At 45.0% G+C, this 23,928-nt stretch carries 20 protein-coding genes and 2 pseudogenes; 14 read left to right on the forward strand and 8 right to left on the reverse strand.

Annotated features, from left to right (window positions below):
• Nucleotides 1–12: 12 nt before the first annotated feature.
• A complete protein-coding gene (locus HWY38_RS19140) occupies nucleotides 13–138 on the reverse strand; it encodes a hypothetical protein (protein ID WP_003154659.1) in 126 nt (41 codons plus the stop codon).
• Between the two features lie 99 nt (nucleotides 139–237).
• On the opposite strand from HWY38_RS19140, the gene HWY38_RS08075 reads away from it, so the two are divergent.
• From HWY38_RS08075 to HWY38_RS08115, 9 genes are all read left to right on the forward strand, one after another.
• The gene (locus HWY38_RS08075) at nucleotides 238–1,203 is read left to right on the forward strand and encodes a LacI family DNA-binding transcriptional regulator (RefSeq protein ID WP_224181628.1); all 966 of its coding nucleotides are present in this window, start codon (nucleotides 238–240) and stop codon (nucleotides 1,201–1,203) included.
• 50 nt (nucleotides 1,204–1,253) lie between these two features.
• A complete protein-coding gene (gene glcT, locus HWY38_RS08080; protein ID WP_224181629.1) occupies nucleotides 1,254–2,120 on the forward strand; it encodes a glucose PTS transporter transcription antiterminator GlcT in 867 nt (288 codons plus the stop codon).
• A 230-nt stretch (nucleotides 2,121–2,350) separates the two neighbouring features.
• Nucleotides 2,351–4,447: a glucose-specific PTS transporter subunit IIBC gene (gene ptsG, locus HWY38_RS08085; protein WP_003154656.1), complete on the forward strand. Its 2,097-nt coding sequence runs from the start codon at nucleotides 2,351–2,353 to the stop codon at nucleotides 4,445–4,447.
• Between the two features lie 96 nt (nucleotides 4,448–4,543).
• Complete coding sequence (locus HWY38_RS08090; protein ID WP_003154654.1) at nucleotides 4,544–4,810, forward strand: phosphocarrier protein HPr; 267 nt, start codon at nucleotides 4,544–4,546, stop codon at nucleotides 4,808–4,810.
• Entirely contained in the window at nucleotides 4,810–6,525 is a 1,716-nt protein-coding gene (gene ptsP, locus HWY38_RS08095; protein WP_007611069.1) for a phosphoenolpyruvate--protein phosphotransferase, read from the forward strand. The genes HWY38_RS08090 and ptsP overlap by 1 nt, the downstream gene beginning before the upstream one ends.
• Before the next feature lie 86 nt (nucleotides 6,526–6,611).
• Nucleotides 6,612–6,851 carry a transcriptional regulator SplA domain-containing protein gene (locus HWY38_RS08100; RefSeq protein ID WP_003154646.1) on the forward strand — a complete coding sequence of 80 codons (240 nt, stop codon included), beginning with the start codon at nucleotides 6,612–6,614 and terminating at the stop codon, nucleotides 6,849–6,851.
• An 84-nt stretch (nucleotides 6,852–6,935) separates the two neighbouring features.
• On the forward strand, nucleotides 6,936–7,961 hold the full coding sequence (gene splB / locus HWY38_RS08105) for a spore photoproduct lyase (protein ID WP_224181630.1): 1,026 nt from the start codon (nucleotides 6,936–6,938) through the stop codon (nucleotides 7,959–7,961).
• Between the two features lie 126 nt (nucleotides 7,962–8,087).
• Nucleotides 8,088–10,055, forward strand: a complete 1,968-nt coding sequence (locus HWY38_RS08110; protein WP_224181631.1) for a methyl-accepting chemotaxis protein — start codon at nucleotides 8,088–8,090, stop codon at nucleotides 10,053–10,055.
• Between the two features lie 81 nt (nucleotides 10,056–10,136).
• Entirely contained in the window at nucleotides 10,137–11,003 is an 867-nt protein-coding gene (locus tag HWY38_RS08115; RefSeq protein WP_224181632.1) for an NAD(P)-dependent oxidoreductase, read from the forward strand.
• Nucleotides 11,004–11,038: 35 nt separating this feature from the next.
• On the opposite strand, the gene HWY38_RS08120 is transcribed toward HWY38_RS08115, so the two are convergent.
• Entirely contained in the window at nucleotides 11,039–11,815 is a 777-nt protein-coding gene (locus HWY38_RS08120) for a CAP domain-containing protein (protein ID WP_014417601.1), read from the reverse strand.
• Between the two features lie 336 nt (nucleotides 11,816–12,151).
• Between HWY38_RS08120 and HWY38_RS08125 the strand changes: the two genes are divergently transcribed.
• Together HWY38_RS08125 and HWY38_RS08130 are read left to right on the forward strand one after the other, a co-directional pair.
• Nucleotides 12,152–14,284 carry a peptidoglycan D,D-transpeptidase FtsI family protein gene (locus tag HWY38_RS08125; RefSeq protein ID WP_224181633.1) on the forward strand — a complete coding sequence of 711 codons (2,133 nt, stop codon included), beginning with the start codon at nucleotides 12,152–12,154 and terminating at the stop codon, nucleotides 14,282–14,284.
• A gap of 177 nt (nucleotides 14,285–14,461) precedes the next feature.
• Nucleotides 14,462–16,282: a PAS domain-containing protein gene (locus tag HWY38_RS08130; RefSeq protein WP_224181634.1), complete on the forward strand. Its 1,821-nt coding sequence runs from the start codon at nucleotides 14,462–14,464 to the stop codon at nucleotides 16,280–16,282.
• Here HWY38_RS08130 and HWY38_RS08135 read toward each other — a convergent pair.
• Nucleotides 16,263–17,476: pseudogene (locus HWY38_RS08135) on the reverse strand (aminotransferase A). The gene HWY38_RS08130 and the pseudogene HWY38_RS08135 sit on opposite strands and share 20 nt — an antisense overlap.
• Nucleotides 17,477–17,676: 200 nt before the next feature.
• Nucleotides 17,677–17,838: a hypothetical protein gene (locus tag HWY38_RS08140; RefSeq protein WP_224181635.1), complete on the reverse strand. Its 162-nt coding sequence runs from the start codon at nucleotides 17,836–17,838 to the stop codon at nucleotides 17,677–17,679.
• 188 nt (nucleotides 17,839–18,026) lie between these two features.
• On the opposite strand from HWY38_RS08140, the gene cheV reads away from it, so the two are divergent.
• Complete coding sequence (gene cheV / locus HWY38_RS08145) at nucleotides 18,027–18,938, forward strand: chemotaxis protein CheV (RefSeq protein ID WP_088462207.1); 912 nt, start codon at nucleotides 18,027–18,029, stop codon at nucleotides 18,936–18,938.
• 42 nt (nucleotides 18,939–18,980) lie between these two features.
• Here the strand turns inward: cheV and HWY38_RS08150 are convergent, their stop codons facing one another.
• From HWY38_RS08150 to HWY38_RS08165, 4 genes are all read right to left on the reverse strand, one after another.
• Nucleotides 18,981–19,445: a YkyB family protein gene (locus HWY38_RS08150; RefSeq protein WP_003154622.1), complete on the reverse strand. Its 465-nt coding sequence runs from the start codon at nucleotides 19,443–19,445 to the stop codon at nucleotides 18,981–18,983.
• Nucleotides 19,446–19,567: 122 nt separating this feature from the next.
• Entirely contained in the window at nucleotides 19,568–20,860 is a 1,293-nt protein-coding gene (locus tag HWY38_RS08155) for an MFS transporter (RefSeq protein ID WP_224181636.1), read from the reverse strand.
• Between the two features lie 75 nt (nucleotides 20,861–20,935).
• The gene (locus HWY38_RS08160) at nucleotides 20,936–21,430 is read right to left on the reverse strand and encodes a L,D-transpeptidase family protein (protein WP_088462390.1); all 495 of its coding nucleotides are present in this window, start codon (nucleotides 21,428–21,430) and stop codon (nucleotides 20,936–20,938) included.
• Between the two features lie 75 nt (nucleotides 21,431–21,505).
• On the reverse strand, nucleotides 21,506–22,369 hold the full coding sequence (locus tag HWY38_RS08165; RefSeq protein ID WP_224181637.1) for a metallophosphoesterase: 864 nt from the start codon (nucleotides 22,367–22,369) through the stop codon (nucleotides 21,506–21,508).
• A gap of 144 nt (nucleotides 22,370–22,513) precedes the next feature.
• Between HWY38_RS08165 and fadH the strand changes: the two genes are divergently transcribed.
• Nucleotides 22,514–23,278 carry a 2,4-dienoyl-CoA reductase gene (gene fadH / locus HWY38_RS08170; protein ID WP_224181638.1) on the forward strand — a complete coding sequence of 255 codons (765 nt, stop codon included), beginning with the start codon at nucleotides 22,514–22,516 and terminating at the stop codon, nucleotides 23,276–23,278.
• 146 nt (nucleotides 23,279–23,424) lie between these two features.
• A pseudogene (locus HWY38_RS08175) lies at nucleotides 23,425–23,872 on the forward strand (hypothetical protein).
• The last annotated feature ends 56 nt before the right edge of the window (nucleotides 23,873–23,928 follow it).

A 23,928-nucleotide genomic window follows, 5' to 3' on the forward strand; every position in this document is an offset into this window, starting at 1 on the left:
TTTTATCACCTTTTAAATGAAAAAATCATCAAAATGCTGAAATGGTTTGATGTCATGCTTTTCATTCAGGGGCCGCAGGGCAAGGTAACTGCCGCCGAGTATGGCCAGACACAAACCGATTAAGCAAAGAATCCCCATCGCTGTTCTTCTCCTTTCAAACGAATAGGATGTATCTGTTTCTAGCTTACTGTATGAAACGCATTCCAGATCAAGGGAAAAAAAGAAAGGGGGGACGCCATGGCTACGATCAGAGACATTGCCGGCGCTGCCGGGGTTTCTGTTACAACGGTATCAAGAGTTTTAAACGATCATCCTTATGTAAGTAAGGACAAAAGAGAAAGAGTGAAAAAAGCGGTGCAATCGCTCGGATATACGCGCAACATTCATGCTGTGCATTTATCCAAAGGTTTTTCCGATATGATCGGCGTTGTGCTTCCGTCGGTGAATCTTCCGTATTTTGCAGACCTTGTTGCAGGTATTGCCGAGGCTGCCGAAGCGTCAGGCGTGCATCTTTCTTTATACCAGACAGATTATCAGCAGCAAAAAGAACGTTTTGCTTTATCACAATTACAGGAGCGCCAAGTGGACGGCCTGATTATCTGCTCCAAAGCAATTCCTGATGAGCATCTGCTTACCGTGAAAGAACCGCTCATCCTCTGCCAGTACACTGATGCGGCAGGGCTTTCCTCCATCAGTAATCCGCATCGGGAAGCATTTCGGCACGGTCTGGATTATCTGATAGAAAAGGGACACCGGAAAATAGCGATCAGCCTGGCCAGAAAAAAGGGAAAAAACAGTCAAGTCCGCATCGCCGCATACAAAGAGGCGCTGAATAAGACCGGGCAGCCTTACAGGGAAGAGCTGGTTGTGGAAAAGGCGCTGACGCTGCTTGACGGGAAAGCCCTTTTTCATAGATGGAAGAGCTGGGATGACAAACCCACTGCGCTGTTTGCGGCGAATGATCAAGTATCCGCAGGTCTTTACCTTGAAGCCAAGGCAAATGGGACACGCATCCCGGAAGAGCTTGCGATTTTGAGCATCGACAATCATGATATCAGCAAGATGTTAGGTATTTCTACAATAGATATACAAACAAAAGAAATGGGAAAGCAGGCTTTTCACATGCTTGAGAACCGGATCAGCGGCGGGCCTCCGGCAAGGAAAGTTCTTGATTACCGCCTTATTGAACGATCAACCGTCTAAAAAAAGAATTGACGCGCTTTCCGTTCGTTTTGTACGATATGATGTATTGAATGACAAAGGAGCTGAGGATCATGAAGGGGTCCTTTACAGTTGAAAAGGTATTAAATAACAATGTGCTCATCGCAACACATGATAGATATAATGAGGTCGTCTTAATCGGAAAAGGGATCGGCTTTGGAAAAAAACAAGCGGATGTTATTGAAGATAAAGGGTATGACAAGATGTTCATCTTAAAGGATGAAAAAGAACAAAAACAATTTAAAAAGCTCCTCGGTTATGTGGACGAGACACTTGTCGACATCTCCAATGACGTCATTTATCATATCAAGAAGCGGACAAGCCAACCGTTAAATGAGCACATCCATATTGCGCTGACTGACCATATCGCCTTTGCGGTAAAGCGGCTGCAGCAGGGTTTTGACATTAAAAACCCGTTTCTCATGGAAACCGAAACGCTTTATCCGGAAGAATTCCAAATTGCCCGTGAAGTCGTCGGCATGATTAATGAGAAGACGGGAATCTGCCTTCCGGAAGGAGAGATCGGCTTTATCGCTCTGCATATCCACTCCGCCCTGAGTAATCGGCCCCTTTCAGAGGTCAATCAGCATTCACAGCTGATGTCCCGGCTCGTTCAGGTGATTGAGGAATCTTTCCAGATGAAAGTGAATAAAGAAAGCGTCCACTATTTGCGGCTGATCCGGCATATCAGATTTACCATAGACAGGATTAATCGGGAAGAGCAGACAAAAGAACCAAAAAAGTTAATGTTATTATTGAAAAATGAATACCCGCTATGCTACAATACTGCTTGGAAACTGATAAAAATCTTGCAGCAAATACTGAAAAAACCAGTTCATGAGGCGGAAGCGGTTTATCTCACGCTTCATTTGTACCGATTAACCAATAAAATTTCATAATTTCAGTTGAAACCTTAAAAACGTGTCACTGATTCGATCAGGCATGAGTGATTGAGGGTAAAAAACGGGAAGAACGATCCCGTTATTTTGCACACCCTTTTTACTCATGCCTTTTTTGTTGTGTAAAAGGGCAAATGTAAACGGTTAAACTGAAGACTTGCGCCAGTGAATTCGTTGTCATGAATTTTCGCTGTAAGGTCACACTAGCTAACAGAGGAGGTACATCTTTTATGTTTAAAGCATTATTCGGCGTTCTCCAGAAAATCGGCCGTGCTCTTATGCTTCCGGTTGCGATTTTACCGGCTGCGGGGATCTTGCTTGCGTTAGGGAATGCCATGCAGAACAAAGATATGATTCAAGTCATGCATTTCTTAAGCAATGATAACGTTCAGCTTGTGGCGAACGTCATGGAAAGCGCCGGCCAAATCGTATTTGACAACCTGCCGCTTCTTTTTGCAGTAGGGGTTGCGATCGGTCTTGCCAACGGAGACGGTGTTGCCGGAATCGCGGCTATTATCGGATACTTGGTCATGAACGTATCCATGAGCGCCGTGCTTATGGCAAACGGCAGTATTCCGTCTGACAAAATTGAACGGGCAAAGTTTTTTGCGGAAAACCATCCGGCCTATATTAACATGCTGGGGATACCCACTTTGGCGACGGGCGTGTTCGGCGGTATTATCGTCGGGGTTCTGGCCGCGTTATTGTTCAACAAGTTTTATAAAATTGAACTTCCGCAGTACCTCGGATTCTTTGCGGGTAAGCGGTTCGTCCCGATTATCACATCAATTTCCGCATTAATTCTCGGTCTTATTATGTTAGTGATCTGGCCTCCGATCCAGCACGGTCTGAATTCCTTCTCCACGGGTCTTGTGGAAGCGAATCCAACCTTGGCGGCCTTTATTTTCGGGATGATTGAGCGGTCATTGATTCCGTTCGGTCTTCATCACATTTTCTACTCGCCGTTCTGGTATGAATTTTTCAGCTATAAAGATGCGGCCGGAGACATCATCCGCGGAGATCAGCGGATTTTCATGGCTCAGATCAAAGACGGCGTACAGCTGACGGCGGGAACATTTATGACGGGGAAATATCCGTTTATGATGTTCGGTCTTCCGGCGGCAGCGCTTGCAATCTATCATGAAGCGAAGCCTGAAAAGAAAAAACTTGTAGCCGGAATCATGGGTTCTGCCGCTCTGACAAGTTTCTTAACGGGAATTACCGAGCCGCTTGAATTCTCATTCTTGTTTGTGGCTCCTATCCTGTTTGCGATTCACTGCGTATTCGCGGGACTTTCCTTTATGGTCATGCAGCTTCTGCATGTAAAAATCGGTATGACCTTCTCAGGCGGTCTGATTGACTACTTCCTGTTCGGAATTCTGCCTAACCGGACGGCTTGGTGGCTTGTCATTCCGGTCGGCTTAGGATTAGCCGTCATTTACTACTTCGGTTTCCGGTTTGCGATCAGAAAGTTCAATCTGAAAACGCCGGGCCGTGAAGAAGAGGCTGCGGATGAAGGTGCGGGCGCCTCAGGCGAAGCCGGCGACCTTCCTTATGAAATCCTGCAGGCAATGGGTGATCAGGAAAACATTAAGCACCTTGACGCTTGTATCACGAGACTCCGCGTTACGGTCAACGACCAGAAGAAAGTGGATAAGACTCGTTTGAAACAGCTTGGCGCCTCAGGCGTTCTTGAAGTCGGAAACAACATTCAGGCCATTTTCGGCCCGCGTTCTGACGGTTTAAAAACACAGATGCAGGATATTATCGCCGGACGCACGCCGCGCCCTGAACCGAAAGTATCCGCGCAAGAAGAAGTCAGCCAGCAGGTTGAAGAGGTTATCGCAGATCCGCTCCGAAACGAGCAGGGTGAAGAAGTGTTCGCTTCTCCGATCACCGGCGAAATCCATCCGATTACCGATGTGCCTGACCAGGTGTTCTCAGGAAAAATGATGGGTGACGGTTTTGCGATTCTTCCTGAAGAAGGAATCGTCGTATCGCCTGTCCGCGGAAAAGTGCTGAATGTTTTCCCGACAAAACATGCGATCGGCCTTCAGTCTGACGGCGGAAGAGAGATCCTGATTCATTTCGGAATCGACACAGTCAGCCTGAAAGGCGAAGGATTCACTTCTTTTGTTTCTGAGGGTGACCGGGTTGAACCGGGACAAAAGCTGCTTGAAGTTGATCTTGAAGCGGTTAAACCTCATGTTCCTTCATTAATGACACCGATTGTCTTTACAAATCTTGCCGAGGGTGAAGCGATTTCCCTTTCGGCCGAAGGTACCGTAAAACGGGAACAAAAAGATATTGTGAAAATCGGAAAATAAGCATATAAATACGCCGTGCTTGTCAGATGACAAGTACGGCTGTATGATATAATATTGTGTAGTAAAATAGCTTTAATTTAAAGGAGAATGATAATCATGGCACAAAAAACATTTAAAGTAACAGCAGATTCCGGAATCCACGCTCGTCCTGCGACAGTTCTTGTACAGACTGCAAGCAAATACGATGCTGACGTAAACTTAGAATATAACGGCAAAACAGTAAACCTTAAGTCAATCATGGGCGTTATGTCTCTAGGTATTGCTAAAGGCGCTGAAATCACAATTTCCGCTTCAGGCGCTGACGAAAACGATGCTCTTAACGCTTTAGAAGAAACAATGAAAAGCGAAGGACTCGGCGAGTAATGCAAGAATTAAAAGGAATAGGCGCTTCAGCCGGAATTGCGATTGCGAAAGCATACCGGCTTGAAGAGCCGGACTTAACGGTTGAAAAGAAAAACATTGCTGATGCTGCGGCTGAAGTAAGCCGTTTTGATGAAGCGATTGTACGTTCTAAAGAAGAGCTTGAAAAAATTAAAGAGCATGCTTTAAAAGAACTGGGACAAGACAAAGCTGACATTTTCTCCGCGCACCTTTTAGTTCTGAGTGATCCTGAGCTGTTGAACCCGGTAAAGGAGAAAATCAGCGCAGATTCAGTCAATGCTGAATTCGCTTTGAAAGAAACAGCTTCCATGTTCGTTACTATGTTTGAATCAATGGATAACGAATACATGAAAGAGCGTGCGGCGGATATCCGTGACGTAACAAAACGTGTGACGGGGCACCTGCTGGGCGTGGAAATTCCGAACCCGAGCATGATCTCAGAAGAGGTTGTTATCGTGGCTGAAGATTTGACACCGTCTGATACGGCGCAATTAAACCGCCAGTTTGTAAAAGGTTTTACAACTGATATCGGCGGACGCACTTCACACTCCGCGATCATGGCCCGTTCGCTTGAAATTCCGGCTGTCGTCGGCACAAAAGCGGCTACAGGGACAATTGAAAACGGTGTTACGGTAATCGTAGACGGAATCGATGGCGATGTGATCATCGATCCTTCCAGTGAAACGTTAAAGAAATATGAAGAAAAGCACAGTGCTTACCTGGCGCAAAAAGCTGAGTGGGCGAAGCTCGTCAATGAACCGACTGTTTCAAAAGACGGCCATCATGTAGAGCTTGCCGCAAACATCGGCACACCTGACGATGTAAAAGGCGTTCTTGAAAACGGAGGAGAAGCTGTAGGGCTTTACCGTACGGAATTCCTTTACATGGGACGCGACCAGCTTCCGACGGAAGACGAGCAGTTTGACGCTTATAAAACGGTTCTTGAGCGTATGGAAGGAAAATCAGTTGTCGTTCGGACATTGGATATCGGCGGCGACAAAGAGCTTCCTTACCTGCAGCTCCCTAAAGAAATGAACCCGTTCTTAGGCTACAGAGCCATCCGCCTTTGCCTTGAAGAGCAAGAAATCTTCAGAACTCAGCTTCGTGCGCTGCTTCGTGCAAGTACATACGGTAACTTAAAAATCATGTTCCCGATGATTGCGACAGTAAACGAGTTTAAACAGGCGAAAGCGATTCTTCTCGAAGAAAAAGAAAAACTCGTCGAAGCCGGCGTAGCGGTTTCTGACGATATTGAAGTCGGTATGATGGTAGAGATTCCGTCTACAGCCGTTATCGCAGATCAGTTTGCCGCAGAAGTTGACTTCTTCAGTATCGGAACAAATGACTTGATCCAATACACGATGGCTGCTGACCGCATGAACGAGCGCGTAGCTTATCTGTATCAGCCATACAATCCGGCGATTCTCCGTCTGATCACCCTTGTTATTGAAGCCGCTCACAAAGAGGGCAAATGGGTCGGCATGTGCGGAGAAATGGCGGGAGACGAAATTGCGATTCCGATTCTTCTCGGCTTAGGCTTAGATGAGTTCTCGATGAGCGCTACATCCATCCTTCCGGCAAGAACGCAGATCAGCAAGCTTTCTAAAAAAGAAGCTGAATCATTCAAAGAAACAATCTTGTCTATGAGCACGACAGAAGAGGTTGTCGCATTCGTTAAAGAAACATTCAATAAGTAATACAACAGCCAGACGGTGTAAGCCGTCTGGTTTTTTCATATTCGGAAAAAAAGGGGGAACAATAACTTTCAACAGGAGGGATTATCATGACAAAATCATTTGCAGCGGGGGATACGGTCTATGTGATTTACCGCAATCCGCATGCCGCCAATGTTGCCCATATTAAAGAGGCGGAGATCGTCCATCACCCGTATCATGAGGGAGAACTGTCTCTGTTTTTATACGAAACCTATCATCCGCTGGCCGAAGATGACGCGGTCTTTTCGACATATGAGGAAGCGGAAGCGCTTTACAGCGAGCTTTTTGAAGAAGACCGATATCATTGATCAAAGGAAATGTTTACAACGCATATTCACACTCTTTTGAACGGAAAGTAACAACATGAGAATATGTAAAGGGAGTGTCTGTCTATGAAGCCGTTTGTGCCCCAGCTTGTTTATATTGAACCGAGAGCGCTCGAATACCCGTTAGGACAAGAGCTGAAGAATAAGTTTGAAAACATGGGGCTTGAGATCAGAGAAACGACATCGCATAATCAAGTCCGGAATATTCCGGGGAAAAATCACTTGCAGCAATACCGGAACGCGAAATCAACATTGGTAATCGGCGTCCGGAAAACACTGAAATTCGATTCTTCAAAGCCGTCCGCCGAATATGCCATTCCGTTTGCGACGGGCTGTATGGGGCATTGCCACTATTGCTACCTGCAGACGACGATGGGGTCAAAGCCTTACATCCGGACATATGTCAATGTGGAAGAGATTCTGGACCAGGCTGATGAGTATATGAAAGAACGGGCGCCGGAATTTACAAGATTTGAAGCCTCTTGTACGTCTGATATCGTCGGAATTGATCATCTGACACATACATTAAAAAGAGCCATTGAACATTTCGGACAAAGCGAATTGGGGCAGCTCAGATTCGTGACTAAATTTCACCACGTCGATCATTTGCTTGATGCAAAACATAACGGAAAGACAAGGTTCAGATTCAGCATCAATGCGGACTATGTCATTAAAAACTTTGAACCGGGAACTTCTCCGCTCGACAAACGGATAGAAGCCGCCGTCAAAGTCGCTAAAGCGGGCTATCCGCTCGGTTTCATCGTGGCGCCGATTTATATTCACGATGGCTGGGAGGAAGGCTATAAGGAACTGTTTGAGAAACTTGACGCGGCGCTTGATGAAGACGTTCGGCATGACATCACATTTGAACTGATCCAGCACCGTTTTACAAAACCGGCCAAACGGGTGATTGAGAAGAACTATCCGAAAACAAAGCTTGAGCTTGATGAAGAGAAGCGCAGATACAAATGGGGACGCTACGGAATCGGCAAGTATATATACCAAAAAGACGAAGAACATGACTTAAGGGAAACACTCGAATCTTATATCGAAACCTATTTTCCGAAAGCGAAAATCGAATATTTTACGTAAGGCGGAGCTGTCGGTACGACGGCTCTTTTTTTGCCGTTTCAAATGGCGGAAATTTTTGATATTTATTTCAAGGTTTATTCATTTTCTTGGCCGAAAGACCGATATAACTCTCAGGAGGGGATGGTTATGTTTAAAAAAATGCATATCAAAATTGCTGTGTTTGTATCCGCAATGCTTATCGTAACGGTTGTTTTTTTAACGGTTTCTTCATATTTGACATTAAAGCCGATGATGACGGAGGAAGCAAAACGTACGACAGAGAATGTCACCAATTCACTCGGTCAGAACATTGAGCTTCAGCTGAAAAATGATGAGACCGTATTAATGAGATTAGCAGGCGGTGAATTGTCCCGGTCTTTTCTATCAGATGGGAAGAAAGAAACCGCGCGGCTTTTTAACGATGAGTTAAAGCAGATCGGACAGAATGACAAATATGTCGCGCTTGCGTACGTCGGAACCGCAAACAAACAAATGTTTACATATCCAAAGGCCGATTTTGCCAAAGACTATGATCCGACAAATAGAACGTGGTATAAGATGGCGGCTGAAAAACCCGATAAGGTTGTCTGGACTGACCCTTATAAAGATGCAGTGACGGGAGACATGATCGTGACGGCGTCAAAAGCCATTCAAAACAGCGGAACCGTCGTCGGGGTGGCGAGCTTAGATCTGAAGCTGTCCTCCATTCAGAGCATGGTCAACGAGCAAAAGGTCCCGTATAAAGGATTTGCCTTTTTAGCGGATGAAAATGGCTCTCTTCTGGCGTATCCGGAAAAACAGGGGAAAAATATTTCGGAAGATCAGACGTTAAAAGACATCAGCACGGACAAAGAAGGCATCAAAGAGCTGCAGGGGAACATGGTCGTCTACCAAACGGTAAAAGAAACAGGGTGGAAAGTCGGAACGCAGTTTGAAAAAGATCAGCTGATGGGAGTAGCCGACAAAATGAACACGGTGAGCATTTTTATGTCACTGATCGCCCTTGTGATTACGATCGGACTCAGCTATTTCCTCGCAAAAACGATAACCGGGCCGATTCAGCAGCTGATCGCCAAAACAAATTCAGTCTCAGCGGGAGATTTAACCGTCCGCGCCCAGACGAAATCAAAAGATGAAGTAGGCGAGTTAACAAAAGATTTTAACCAAATGGTTGAAAATATGAAAGAGATGGTCGAACAGGTCAAAGCCTCTTCGGAAAATGTGTCCGATACATCTGACCAATTAACCGTCATTTCACAAGAAACAAATGAAACGAGCGGACAAATCGCAAAAGCGATAGAGGAAGTCGCCGCCGGAGCGACAGAGCAAGCGTCAGAGGTTGAGACGATCAACGAAAAATCAGAAAATCTCTCAGTCAAAATAAAAGGAATCGCAGATCGCGCAGGCAGCATAAAACAACTCTCAAAATCTTCAGAGGATGCCAGCTACAAAGGACTGGACGCGCTCGGGCAGCTGCTGATGAAGTCAAACGAAGCCAATTCAGAAACGAAAAAAGTAGAGGCAATGCTGAATGACCTGGAAGAACAAACGAAAAACATAGAAGAAGTCGTGACGGCAATATCCGCCATTTCAGACCAGACGAACCTCTTGGCGCTGAATGCGAGCATTGAAGCCGCAAGAGCGGGAGAAAGCGGCCGGGGCTTTGCCGTCGTCGCGGAAGAAGTCCGCAAGCTTGCTGAACAATCAGCTCTTTCTTCCGGCCATATCAGTGAGACGGTCCGTCTGATTCAATCTGAGACAAAAGAAGCGTCACACGCGATGATTGAGGCAAGCAGAATGAATGATGAACAAAACAGCGCCATTCATGAAACGGGTGAGGTTCTCAATCTGATTACGACGGAAATGCAGTCTCTCGTTCGAGGTATAGATCATATTTACAATGACATTCAAAAAATGAGTGAAGAACAAGCCGCGATTCAAGAAGCGATTCAAAGCATCTCCGCCATTTCTCAAGAATCTGCGGCAGCGGCGGAAGAAGTGAACGCTTCTACTGATGAACAGCTCGTTACGCTTGAAAAAGTGAAGCAATCGACTGATATGTTAAAGAGCGCAAGCGAAGATCTCATCAGCGCCATTTCTAAATTCACCTTGTAACGCGGTCTCTATCAGCCTATAATATGGTAATATAGACATGAAAGAATAACATAATGAATCGCATCAGGGGAGGAAAGCGCAGTGAACAAAACGGTCGGATTTATCGGTTTGGGCGTCATGGGAAACAGTATGGCATCGCACATTTTAGAAGCGGGCTATCCTGTTTTAGTCTACACGCGTACGAAACAAAAAGCGGAAGAGATTCTGAATAAGGGAGCGGTCTGGCAGGAGACGGTCAAAGACCTTTCAGAGAAAGCTGACATTATTATTACCATGGTCGGCTACCCGAGTGATGTCGAGGAAATCTATCTCGGCGAAAACGGCATTCTCCGTCATGCAAAAGAAGGGGCGTTTGTCATTGACATGACGACATCAAAACCGTCTCTGGCGAAGAAGATAGCGGAGAAAGCCAAAGAAAAGTCCATTCACGCCTTGGATGCACCCGTTTCCGGCGGAGACATCGGCGCGAGGAACGGAACGCTTGCCATTATGGCCGGAGGAGAAAAAGAAGCGTTTGAAGCATGCCTGCCGCTTTTCTCCGTTATGGGGGAAAACATTCAGTATCAAGGGCCGGCCGGCAGCGGCCAGCATACGAAAATGTGCAATCAGATCGCGATTGCAGCGGGAATGGTCGGAGTGGCTGAAGCGATGGCTTACGCTGAAAAATCCGGTCTGAACCCGGAACAAGTACTGAAAAGCATTACAACCGGAGCTGCCGGAAGCTGGTCATTGACCAACCTCGCTCCCCGTATGCTGAAAGGCGATTTTGCGCCCGGATTCTACGTGAAACACTTTATTAAAGACATGGGCATTGCCCTTGAAGAAGCGGAGCTCATGGGAGAAGAGATGCCCGGATTGGCGCTCGCCAAATCATTATACGACAAGCTTTCTGCGCAAGGTGAAGAAAACAGCGGAACTCAAAGTATTTATAAGCTTTGGGTGAAATAAAAAAGATTGCCCGCAGGGGCAATCTTTTTTATTATTTATTTTCCGATGAATTGCTGTGTCCAGATGTTTCCTGATTCTACGTAACCGACACCGATTTGAGTGAACTCAGGATTCATGATGTTCTTTCTGTGGCCTTCGCTGTTCATCCAAGCTTTAACGACAGCTTCAGGAGTCGGCTGTCCTTTGGCGATATTTTCACCGGCAGTTTTATAAGTGATTCCGAAAGACTTCATCATATCGAAAGGTGAGCCGTAAGTAGGGCTTTGGTGATCAAAATAGTTTTTGTCTTTCATATCTTGTGATTTTGCGTGAGCGGATTTGCTTAATTTTTCATCAATCTGCAGAGGTTTTAAGCCTTGCTTTTGTCTCTCTGCATTTGTCAATTCAACGACTTTCTTTTCGTACGCACTGACTGATGAAGGAGTTTTCTCGCTGCTGTTGTTTGTGTTATCTGTCTGTTTTGCATTGTCAGCTGTCTGGTTTTGATCGGCTTTCGGTTTTTCGGCAGCTGCCGGAGCTGTTTTTGCCGGTGTTTCTTTTTGAACGTCTTTAACTGTCATGTCAGAATGCTTTGCGTGTTTTTGCAGCAGCTGAGTCAGTTCTTTCTCATTTTTAACGTTCAGCTTTTTCACGCTCGTTTTCATATGTAGTTTTTCAACAGCCTCTTGAAGAGTCAGATGCTGTACAGTGTTTCCTTTTTTCACGGTAACGACGTGCTGGCATGACAGCTCTTTTGCAGATGCCTGCTGAATGCCTCCGAATGTAATCAAACTGACTGCCGCGGCGGCAGATAAGAGAAATGCTTTTTTCATAGTTAATAGCCTCCCAGAGAAGTTTTTTTCTACATGAAAAATCTTATCACAGCTTTTTTGTCATAATGCAGGCAGCCATTTCCTTTGACAACAAACTCTTGTCATAATTGTAATTGAGCGCAGAAAAATGGCTCTATACCGGGAAAAACGATCTGTATTTATTTTTTAAAATCCGTTACATCTCTTCAAATTATTTGAAGTGTTAGATATATTTTAAGATAATTTGATCTTGACAGTTTTTTTTACCCGTTTTCGCTGTAACAACTTTTACAAAAATGTTACAATTAAAATCTGTTTATGTAAATATATTCAATGATTTGAGAGGTGTAACAGAAAGTGGCTGAAGTCGCGCGCGAACCAAAGAAAAAAACGAAACGTTACAGAGCGCTGAGAATGAATCTCTATTTTTTGATTGTTTTTCTTCTCTTTACGGCACTGATTTTTAAACTCGGCATCGTCCAGATTGTCGAAGGGGATAAACACCGCCAGGATGCGGAGAAGGCAAATGCAAAAACCGCCTATTATCCGACACCGCGGGGAAAGATGTATGACAAGCGGAACAGGGTGGCGGTTGATAACCAGGCTGTGCCTGAAATTGTATACGTTTCTACCTCAAAAACCTCGGCAAAGGACAAATTGAAAACGGCAAAAAATCTCGCCGCACTGATTCATATTGATACTGAATTTATGAAGGATCGAAATATCATTGATTACTGGCTTGCCGCACATCCGAAGAAGGCGGAAAAGCTTATGAAGGATTCAGAAAACAGCCTGAAATCCCAAGAAGTGTACAAACGCCAGATTGAACGCGTTCCGAAGCAGGAGATTGATGCGATCAAAAAAGATAAAAAAGAGCTGCAAATTGCGGCGATTTATACGCGTTTTTCAAGCGGCAACGCCTATCAGCCGCAAGTCGTCAAATCAATGGACCCGAATAAGCTGAACGGAAACGGAAACAGCGGTTCATTGCTTGACGAGCATGAAAACAACAAGCAAAAACCAAAAAGCGATCTGACATATGAAGAAGTTTCCGTCGTATCCGAGCACCTGAAAGAGCTCCCCGGCATTGACGTGATCAATGACTGGACGCGGAAATATCCGTACGACAAAACGCTGTACTCTCTGTTCGGCGGTGTGACGACACCGGAACAGGGATTGTTGGGCGAACGGAAAGATTACTATGTCACAAGAGGCTACTCACTGAATGACCGGGTGGGAAAAAGCTACATCGAATATCAGTATGAGGACTATTTAAACGCGCATAAAGAAAAAGTAGAGTATGTGGAAAACAGCAAAGGTGAGGTCGTCAGCCAAAAGCCCGTCGATGAAGGCAGCAGAGGCTACGATCTGCAACTCTCGCTCGATATGGAATTACAGTCGAAAGTCGAAAAAGTCATTGAAAAAGAGCTGAGAAGAAGCCGCGCCGCAGGCAACTATATGGTTGACAGAGGATTTGCCGTCATGATGGACCCGAACAACGGGGATATTCTCTCAATGGCGGGGAAACGCATCGATCTCGAAACAAATAAAACACAGGATTTTGCGATCGGATCATTTACGACCCAATATGAGATGGGCTCTTCTGTTAAAGGAGCGACTGTTCTCGCAGGTTACCAAAGCGGTCTCCCGCATTATAAAACGTTTGTCGATGCACCGCTTGTATTTAAAGGCAAAACGAGAAAACAATCGTGGACACAAATGGGGACCATTACTGAGCTGACCGCGCTGCAAAGGAGTTCAAACGTATATATGTTTCATGTGGCCATGCATATAGCCGGCATTACCTACGTCCCGCACGGCATGCTGCCTGCCGGATTAGACGATATTAAGAAAATGCGCAACTACTACGCCCAATTCGGCCTAGGTGTGAAAACCGGGATTGATCTTCCTCAGGAATCAGCGGGAATGCAGTCAAATCCGCAATTGGTCGGGGGATTGCTGCTGGATTTTGCGATCGGACAGTTTGATACATATACGCCGCTTCAAATGGCACAATATATTTCGGCCATCGCAAACGGCGGATATCGCGTCCAGCCGCGGATTGTCACAAGCATTCATGAACCGGACAGCAAAAACAAGCTTGGAAAAGCGATTGAACAGCGAGATATTAAAGTTTTGAATAAAGTAAATAACAGTCCGAGCGATTTTGATCAAGTTCATAAAGGAATGAAATTGGTTACAAGCTCACCTCAAGGAACGGCTTATTCAACATTCCAAGGTTCCGGCGCTGATGTTTCCGGAAAAACAGGAACCGCGCAGACGCGCTATTACGGCACGAACAAAAACTGGTGGGGGAAAGAAACGTATAACCTGACCTTTGTCGGTTATTATCCGTCAGAACATCCACGAGTGGCATTCAGCGTCGTCGTTCCGTCTGTTCGAGATGATAAAGATCATATCAGTAAAAACATTGCCAAGGGAGCAGTTGACGCTTACAAAGAGCTTGAAAAGAAATACAATAAAAAATAACAAATGAAAGGGCGGCCGAACATATCGTGCGCCCTTTCTTTCATTCAGGAAAATTGACGTTCACAATAAGAATAGAAGGAGAATGCTTATTTTTTAGCGAATCAATCTAGTGGAATTTCTTTTTATACCAGTCCGTGTCCAGCCTGCAGTGCGAGTATAATGCAAAGGAGGGATTCTGTGGAACAGGATACTCAGCATGTCAAACAGTTTCAATCGAAAACCGATCTTCATGCCGTTTTGACGTCTAACGGGCGTATTATGTATATTTCTGCAAACTGCAAATCGTACTTCAGTTATTCTCAGGAAGAGATGATCGGATCATTTCTCAAAACGTTCCTGCATGAAGAAGATCAATTTTTGGTTGAAAGTTACTTCTATAATGAGCATCATTTGATGCCTTGCACCTTTCGTCTTATTAAAAAAGATCATACCATCGTATGGCTTGAAGCGGGTGTGGAAATTGTCACACCGCAAATGGAGGGGACGGATCGGGAAATCATCCTCAAAATCAAGGTGCTTGAGGAGAAGACGCCCCGCCGGCCTTATATGTATGAACAAAAGAAGCAACAGGCAGAACAACAGTCGGAAGATGCGGCTGGAAACGGCGAATTCGAGCGTCTTGTCGAAATGCTGCCGAATCCTTTATATGTCAGCATCAACGGCACAATCGCCTACACCAACAACGCGATGCTTGCCATGCTGGGAGCCGAAAGCAAAGACGAGGTAATCGGCAGGCGCTGTTATGAGTTTATTGAAGAAGAGTATCACGACATTGTGAAAAACCGAATTGTGCGGATGCAAAAAGGAATGGAAGTCGGAATGATCGAACAGACGTGGAGAAGGCTTGACGGCACGCCCGTTCATTTAGAAGTGAAGGCGGCACCGACGACATATAAAAATCAGCGGGCGGAATTGCTGCTACTGATTGATATTTCTTCACGGAAAAAATTCCAAACGATTCTGCAAAAAAGCAGAGAGCGTTATCAGCTCCTCATTCAGAATTCAATTGACACGATCGCTGTGATTCACAATGATAAATGGGTATTCATGAATGAGTCGGGCATTTCGCTGTTTGAGGCTGAAACATATGAAGATTTAATTGGGAAAAACGTCTATGATCAGCTTCATCCCTGTGATCATGACGGCGTGAAACAGCGGATCCAAAATATTATCAACCGAAAGACCGAGTCAGAAATTATTAAGCAATCGTGGTTTACCTTTAAAAACCGGCTGATCTACACGGAAATGGTCTGCATTCCGACGACGTTTTTCGGAGAAACGGCCGTGCAGGTCATTCTGCGTGATATTTCTGAGCGGAAGCAGACGGAGGAATTAATGCTGAAGTCGGAGAAGCTGTCTATCGCAGGGCAGCTGGCGGCGGGAATCGCTCACGAAATCCGCAATCCGCTGACGGCGATCAAAGGATTTTTACAGCTCATGAAGCCGACGATGGGGGAAAACGAACATTACTTTGAAATTGTATTTTCTGAACTGAGCAGAATCGAATTAATTTTAAGTGAGCTTTTAATGCTTGCCAAACCCCAGCAAAACGCCGTGAAAGAGCGTGTAAACTTAAAGAAAATTATAAGTGAAGTGACCGCTCTTTTAGAGACGCAGGCAAATCTTAAAGGGATTTTTATCAAAACGGATTACGAACATGACAGCATGTATATTAACGGTGATCAAAATCAGCTGAAACAGGTGTTTATCAATCTGATTAAAAATGCCGTTGAGTCGATGCCGGATGGGGGAACGGTTCACATTCTTATGACAGAAGATGAGTATTCCATTAATGTGACGGTGAAAGACGAGGGTGACGGGATACCGGAAAACGTGCTGAAACGAATAGGCGAACCGTTTTTGACAACGAAAGAAAAAGGAACCGGCCTGGGGCTGATGGTCACATTCAACCTAATTAAAAACCATCAGGGAGCTATCCAAGTAGACAGCAAACCGGATAGAGGCACGGCCTTTCATATTACATTCCCGAAACAATAAAAAACAACGGCGTTATGCCGTTGTTTAAATAGTCTGCATGGATTCTCTCGTTTTTAAAATAAATGCTTCCAGCCGGTCCAAGCCTTCTCTCAATGTATCCAGTGAATATGCGAATGACAGCCTCACATACCCTTCACCCAACTTTGAAAACGAGCTGCCGGGCACTAGAGCCACACCTGCATCCTCTAAAAGAGCCATACTAAAATCAAACGATGACATTCCGAATGACTTAATGGAAGGGAAGATATAAAATGCGCCTGACGGCTTTACGACGTCAAGCCCCATTGAAACAAGACGATCATATACATAGTCAAGCCGCTTTTTATACTGTTCTCTCATAATAAGCGCATCATCAACACCGTTTGTCACCGCTTCAAGAGCCGCTTTCTGAGAGATTGAAGACGCGCATGTCACACTGTATTGGTGAACTTTTAAGATGTGCTTGGCAATTTCTTTCGGTGCGAAAATGAAACCGATTCTCCAGCCCGTCATGCTGTGTGATTTTGACAGGCCATTGATGACGATCGTCTGGTCTCTCAAATAAGACGCGATCGAATAATGCGGTCTGTCATAGGTTAATTCGCTGTAAATCTCATCAGACAGGACAAAAACATTTCTGCCCTTCAGGACGGCTGCGATGTTTTGCAGCTCTTCCTCAGACAATGTCACTCCGGTCGGATTTGACGGATAAGGAAGAATGACGCATTTTGTTTTTGGTGTCAGCGATTCTTCAATGAGCCGCGCCGTCAGCTTAAATCCGTGTGTCGTCGTATCCACATGGACCGGAACGGCGCCCGACATGCGGATGATCGGTTCGTAGCCCGGATATATCGGTCCGGGGAGAATAACTTCATCGCCCGGAGATAAAATCGTCCGCAAAGACGCGTCAATCGCTTGGCTTGCCCCGGTTGTGACGATGATTTCAGTTTCAGCTTCATAATTCAAATCAGCTTTTTTCTTCATATAAAGCTGTACGGCCTGTCTCAGCTCAAGGCCGCCCGCATTCGGAGTATATGCCGTTGCGTTCTCGTCGATTGCCTTTTTGGCAGCCGCTTTGACATGGTGCGGCGTGAAGAAATCCGGCTGACCGATCGTAAGCGAAATGACATTGTCGTGCTGAGCTACAAGATTTGAGAATTTGCGAATTCCTGAAATTTCAATTTCTTTTACATTCGGATTAAGCAAATGTTCCATAATTCATCACCTTATACTATATATTGAGTTTATCCTATTTTACCACTAGCTGAGCATTTGTCATCTTTTTATTGAACTATCCCGAGTATATGTCCGATATGTGAAAACATACCTTCTTTCAGAAAAAAATAAGACAACCAGCTGAAATGATTGTCTTCATTGTATCATGATCTATCTATTGTGATATGTGGCGAATGTCATTAATACCCGTATTCAAAGCTGACGTCTTCCCGCCATAAGATGTATGGAGCGGGCTTGCCGTGACGCTCTTTCGCCTCTTTTTTCATTTGCAGGTAAGCCGTTTTGCTGATATCTTCTAACACCGTCATTTGATCTTGGTCGAATATGACTACTGTACCCATTTATTACACCCTTCTTCCTGAAAAATCCTTGACTATTTTACCACTCGATGTCAAAAAGTCAATGGGATATCAGAAAAAAGCATTTTTTTATAAAGAGTTCATGGCCAGTTGGACCGAATACATTCACTTTTTCCGTTTCCAGCCGATATATACAGTACAATACTGAATGCGGATAGCGAGGGATTGAATTGTCTTTACAACAATACGATATTTTATTGGATTCAGGCACAAACGAATTAGAAATCGTCAAATTTGAAGTAGGCGTCAATACATTTGGCATAAATGTGATGAAAGTCCGGGAAATCATTCAGCCGGTAGAGGTCACATCTGTGCCTCAGTCTCATAAAGACGTAGAAGGGATGATTAAGCTGAGAGGCGAAATTCTTCCCGTCATCAGTCTGTATTCCTTTTTCGGCGTTGATGCCGAAGGAGCAAAAGACGATAAATATATCGTAACGGAATTCAACAAGCGGAAAATCGTCTTTCACGTCGGTTCCGTTTCACAAATCCACAGGGTGTCCTGGGAGGCGATTGAAAAGCCGACTTCCCTGAACCAGGGCATGGAGCGGCATTTAACGGGAATCATCAAACTGGAAGACACAATGATCTTTCTGCCTGATTATGAAAAGATCATTTACGATATTGAATCGGCATCCGGAGTTGAGACTTATCATGTCCATCAGGAAGGATTTGATGAAAGACGGGCGGGTAAAAAACTGATCATCGTTGAAGATTCGCCGCTTCTGATGCGTCTTTTGACGGATGAGCTGACTGAGGCGGGGTACAGTGAAATCGTTACGTTTGAAAACGGAAAAGAAGCGTATGATTACGTCGTGGAACTGACGGATAACGGAGCAAACCTGTCAGACCATATTGACATGATTATCAGTGACATTGAGATGCCGAAAATGGACGGGCATCGTTTGACGAAGCTCCTTAAGGATAACCCGCAAAGCTCTGATGTGCCGATTATGATTTTCTCGTCCCTGATTACGGACGACCTGCGCCACCGGGGCGAAGTAGTCGGAGCGGATGAACAGATCAGCAAGCCTGAAATCAGCGAGCTCATTAAAAAAGTGGATACGTACGTGATTGAATAGAAAAAAGCCGATGCATGACGCATCGGCTTTTTTGCGGCGGAATTAAAAATAACTCTCACCAAGTTTTTTAAATACGGGTTTATGATAAGCGGGCTGCTGCCTGTTGGCGGCAAGCGGTTTTTCCTTTAAGCCCACATATTTTTGCAATACGTTTTTCGCTTTTGTCAAAGACATTTGTGCTTTAGGATTGCGGTACGATTGATTTAACGTACCTAAATGCGGAAGATGCTGGAAGTCTTCTTTTGTTGGAGGCATGTGAAAATAGTAGTCTCCGATAGAGATAAGTACGTCTGACTGCTGTTGGCTAAACCTGGGATTATTTGAAAAGTGAAGCCCTATTTTTTTCCCTTTGCCTTCTTTCACAAGCTTTTGTAATGCCCGTTTTTTCAGCAGATAAAGGTATTTAGGGTTGGGGGCGGTTTTTGCATGGCGGTTCACAGTATAAACAGCTTTTGAAAGATTCTCGATGGTTGGCTGCAGCTCTTTCGAATAAGCGTGGTCGTCCATTATTTCTCTCCTTTGCATTGATCAAGTTCATATATAGATTATACTTTTTTAGCGTTGAAATGCAAATATTGATTATAAAAATACGCCTTTTTCTGATGAAAAGGGCGCATCTTTTTCCTTTATTAGACAGGATTCGCATGTTTTTCGGAATCAGCCTTTAATGATTGCTGCACATCGACCTCTGCTGCCTCGGCGCTGTATTTCGGAAGAGCGATAAAATAGAACACAAATACCGCTAAAATCACGATTCCCATGCCGTAATAAAGGTAATCAATATTGGTAACGAATTTCGGAAATAACAGGGCAACCAGTCCGAGTGTAATCGATTGGGCAAACATCATAAAAGGATCCTGCCAGCCGCTGACCCGGCCCATTATTTTCGGATGAACGATTTTCGGCATCCAGCCGCCGATGGCGATATTGACAGGGCCGATGCACATGCCGAGGACGAAAGCCGCCGCATAATAAATCCACAGCTTATCCGTATAGCCGAGGACAAAAATGAGCAGTCCGGCTGCCAAAATAGGAATCGACATCAAATGATGCGGTTTGACTTTTTTTGCGATCATCGTTCCGATCACACTTCCTGCAAGCAGGCCGAAGCCGAGTGCGACGGTGAAGATGGAAGTATGTGATTCGTAATGATCAGGCGCAAGTCCGTATTTCATCGTAAACATCGGCAGTACGGCAAAGCCGCCGTTGACAAAACCAAAGATAAAAAAGCCGAAAATAAGGGAAGCAAGCAATTTGTTTTTAAAAATATATACGATCCCTTCCTTAAAATCAGCGACCGAGTCTTTCAGAAACGAATCTCCCCATTTAAAAGGGCCGTTCGGCTGACGGGCTTCTTTCGGTATGCGGCAGGCGCGGATCAGAAAGCCTGATACAATAAAGCTGACAAAATCAAGGATAATGGCTCCGTGAATACCGATCGTTTTATACATAAACGCGCCTATACCGACGCCGAATACCATGAAGATGCTGAACAGGATCTGGTTAAGTCCCGCCGCTTTCGCGTAATGCTCCTTAGGCAGAATAGCTTGTACAAGGCTGGCTTCCGCCGGGAAAAAGAACTTGGTCACGGCGCTTCTGATGAACAAAATACAGAACACGAGAGGGATGCTCCCGGTGTATAATGCGGCAAACAATACGATCGTCAGTCCGGCTCTGATCCAGTCACAATTCTCTGCGACTTTTTTTCTGTCAAGCCGGTCAGCTGCGACACCGACAATCAGAAATACGAAAACTGTCGGCAGTGAATACATCAGCTCAGCCAAAGTCGTGTATGCCGGCTGGTTTGAAAAATGGTCCAGCAAGTAAAAAGCGAAAGCCATATTACCTACAGTCGTTCCCATTTGAGAAGCGAGTGCTGCGAAAAAGAGACGGACAAAATTGCGATTTTTAAATATATCCATAAACACGCTCCTTACCCTAAAGGTCCCACTGTAATATATTATCATCAGCTCGTTCCATTAACAAATAAGATCTTTCTATCTTATAATAGTCACCCTTGTTCCATTAGGAACGGTAGCGGCAAGTTCAGTGACGTCCTGATTATACATCCGGATGCATCCTTTTGATACCGCTTTGCCGATGGAGGAAGGATTATTTGTTCCGTGAATGCCGTAATGAATTTTAGAGAGGCTGAGCCAATAAGCGCCGAACGGGCCGCCGGGCTTAGGCTGGCGGTTCACGATGTAAAATTCTCCGGTAGGCGTGGTCGTCAATATTTTTCCGACTGCGATGGGGTACGTACGGATGAGCCTGCCAAGGCGGTATAACTCCAGTTTCTTCGCTCCGATATACACGATGATGGAGTAGGGAATGGTGGATGGGTCGGGAAGATTCGGTATGATAATGTGCTGTCCCGCGTATATGACCGATTGGATTGAGGGATTTGCCTGTAGGAGAGCAGCTGTGCTTATTCTGAAGTCTTGCGCAATGCTTGAGATGGTTTCTCCTTGTTTCACTTGATATGTCAGCAGTTTCATCACCCTCCTTTTTGCTCTTTTCCATATACATATTACGGAGGGGGGTGTCTGTGCATCAGGATAAAAGTCTTATTTTTGTTCGGTTTTCAATGTGAACAGCGTGATTTCCGGTCTGGCTAAAAATCGATACGGCAGTCTTGTCGTACCGAGCCCGCGATTGACGTAAACGGCTGAGTCATGCAGCGTATACATGCCATCGGTATACGTTTTTCCGTAAGGAGGCGTAATGAGAGGGCCGAAAAACGGGAGCTGGACCTGGCCGCCGTGAGTGTGTCCCGACAGCTGGAGGTTTACGGGATATTCGCCTATCTTGAGAGCGGCATCAGGCTCGTGGACGATTAAAATGGAAAACGCATTTTCGGAAAGGCGGGACAAGGTGCCTTCATAATCGGGTTTTCCGAGCATTACATCATCCAAAAACGCGAGTTCAATCCGGCTTCCGTCTGTCAGCTGCACCTGACGATAGCCGTTTCGAAATACTTGAAAATCAGCCGCTTCCATCAGAGCCTTGTACGTGTTCGTACCGTAGCCTCCGTGGTCATGGTTTCCGTAAACACAAAGTTTGCCGAAGGGAGCTTCAAGATTTTGCAGCACGGCGAGTGCATGCTGGTAATCATTAAATAAATGCGGCTTATCAATCAAATCTCCCGTAAAGATGAGCAAATCGGGTTTCAGCTGATTGATCTTTTCCGCTGCTTTATTCAAGTCACCGGATGTAAACACATCACTGAGATGCGTATCGCTGAATTGAACGATTTTAAAATTGTCAAAGCCGCGGGGGATCAGGCGGTTGGTGATTGTATGCCGGGTGATCTCAATCATGCGCGGTTCAATATACCGGGCATAGCCGTAACCTCCGCAAGCCATTGCGAGAGCTGCACCCAAAATGCCGAATCCTCTTTTTAAAAATGTTCTTCTGGTCATTTTCTCCATATGTAAAACCAACCTTTGTCAGAGTTGTTCTATTATATCATCAGCCTGGCTGAAAAATCCCTTCTCAGCATGTAATGACGCGGAAAGACATCTGTGATAAAATTATGAATGATTATTCATTCAATAAAAAGGGGTGGGTTTGTTATGGATAAAAAAGCGGTAATCATTACAGGCGGATCAAGCGGCATGGGAAAAGCAATGGCGAAAAAACAGGCTGAATTAGGATGGCACGTCATGGTGACAGGGAGGAACCTTGAAGCACTTGAGGAAACAAAAAAAGAAATCGAGACCTTTGAGGGGCAGGTCGCCTGTTTTCAAATGGATGTCCGTTCTGATTCCGCCGCTTCAGACATGATTACAGAAGCGAAAAAAGTATTTGGCCGGCTCGATGCGCTGATTAACAATGCGGCCGGCAACTTTATTTGCCCGGCAGAGAAGCTGACGCCCAATGGATGGAAAGCTGTTATTGAGATTGTTTTAAACGGCACATTTTTCTGCAGCCAAGCCGCGGCAAGGCATTGGATCGAGCAGGAGCAGAAGGGCGTCATCTTAAATATGGCCGCTACATATGCATGGGGAGCGGGAGCGGGAGTCGTTCATTCCGCTGCAGCCAAAGCGGGGGTATTGTCACTGACAAGAACGCTGGCTGTTGAATGGGGGAGCAAATACGGCATCCGCACAAACGCGATAGCCCCCGGCCCGATTGAACGGACAGGCGGTGCGGAGAAGCTGTTTGAATCGGAAAAAGCGGTGTCCCGCACTATGAACAGTGTGCCGCTCGGCCGGCTGGGCACACCGGAAGAAATCGCCGCGTTGGCAGCGTTTTTGCTTTCTGATGAAGCGTCCTACATAAACGGGGATTGTATCACAATGGACGGGGGGCAATGGCTGAATCCTTATCCGTTTTAATTTTTCATATAAACAAGCGAACGTTAAAGCCGTTCGCTTGTTTTATTTTCTATTCAAAATTATGATATAATTTTGAAAGATTAAGGGGCGATTAATTGAAGAAATTATGAAAATGGTTCGTTGTACTATTTGTAAGCAGTTTCGTTATCATCTTTAATATTTGGTACTTTATGTGCTTTTACTCCAGAGGATTATCAAAATACCAATCTTACATCTGATGAAACGAAATTTATTAAAGCCAGGGAGTATTTGAGTGGGCTCGGAGGCGATACATCGGCTGTATTATATGTGTCTCTGCCAACTAAGCTGGCGGAAACAATTTTATCTGATTATACGTATATGCCAATAAATCATACTGATTATGCCGGTTCAATGTATGGAGTTGACGTTTCCAAGAGTGTTGGCGGGTTAACAACTCTTACATTTGGCACTTTAGATAAAAAAGGAACTTTCTTTCAGTTGGAACATGAGGATGATTGGATATATAACAGAATTGATTGGAGCCATTATTTTTGGACAGCTGCCGGTTATAATGCTCTTATATTTATCCTTTTATTTGTGATTGTGAAACAAATGAATAACGTCCTTAATTAACCGGAAGAGTATCTTAAAAAGTTTTCCCCTTTTATTTTAAGCTGCTGCCATACTGC

Source organism: Bacillus sp. KS1, assembly GCF_020075515.1.
Classification (GTDB): Bacteria; Bacillota; Bacilli; order Bacillales; family Bacillaceae; genus Bacillus; species Bacillus velezensis.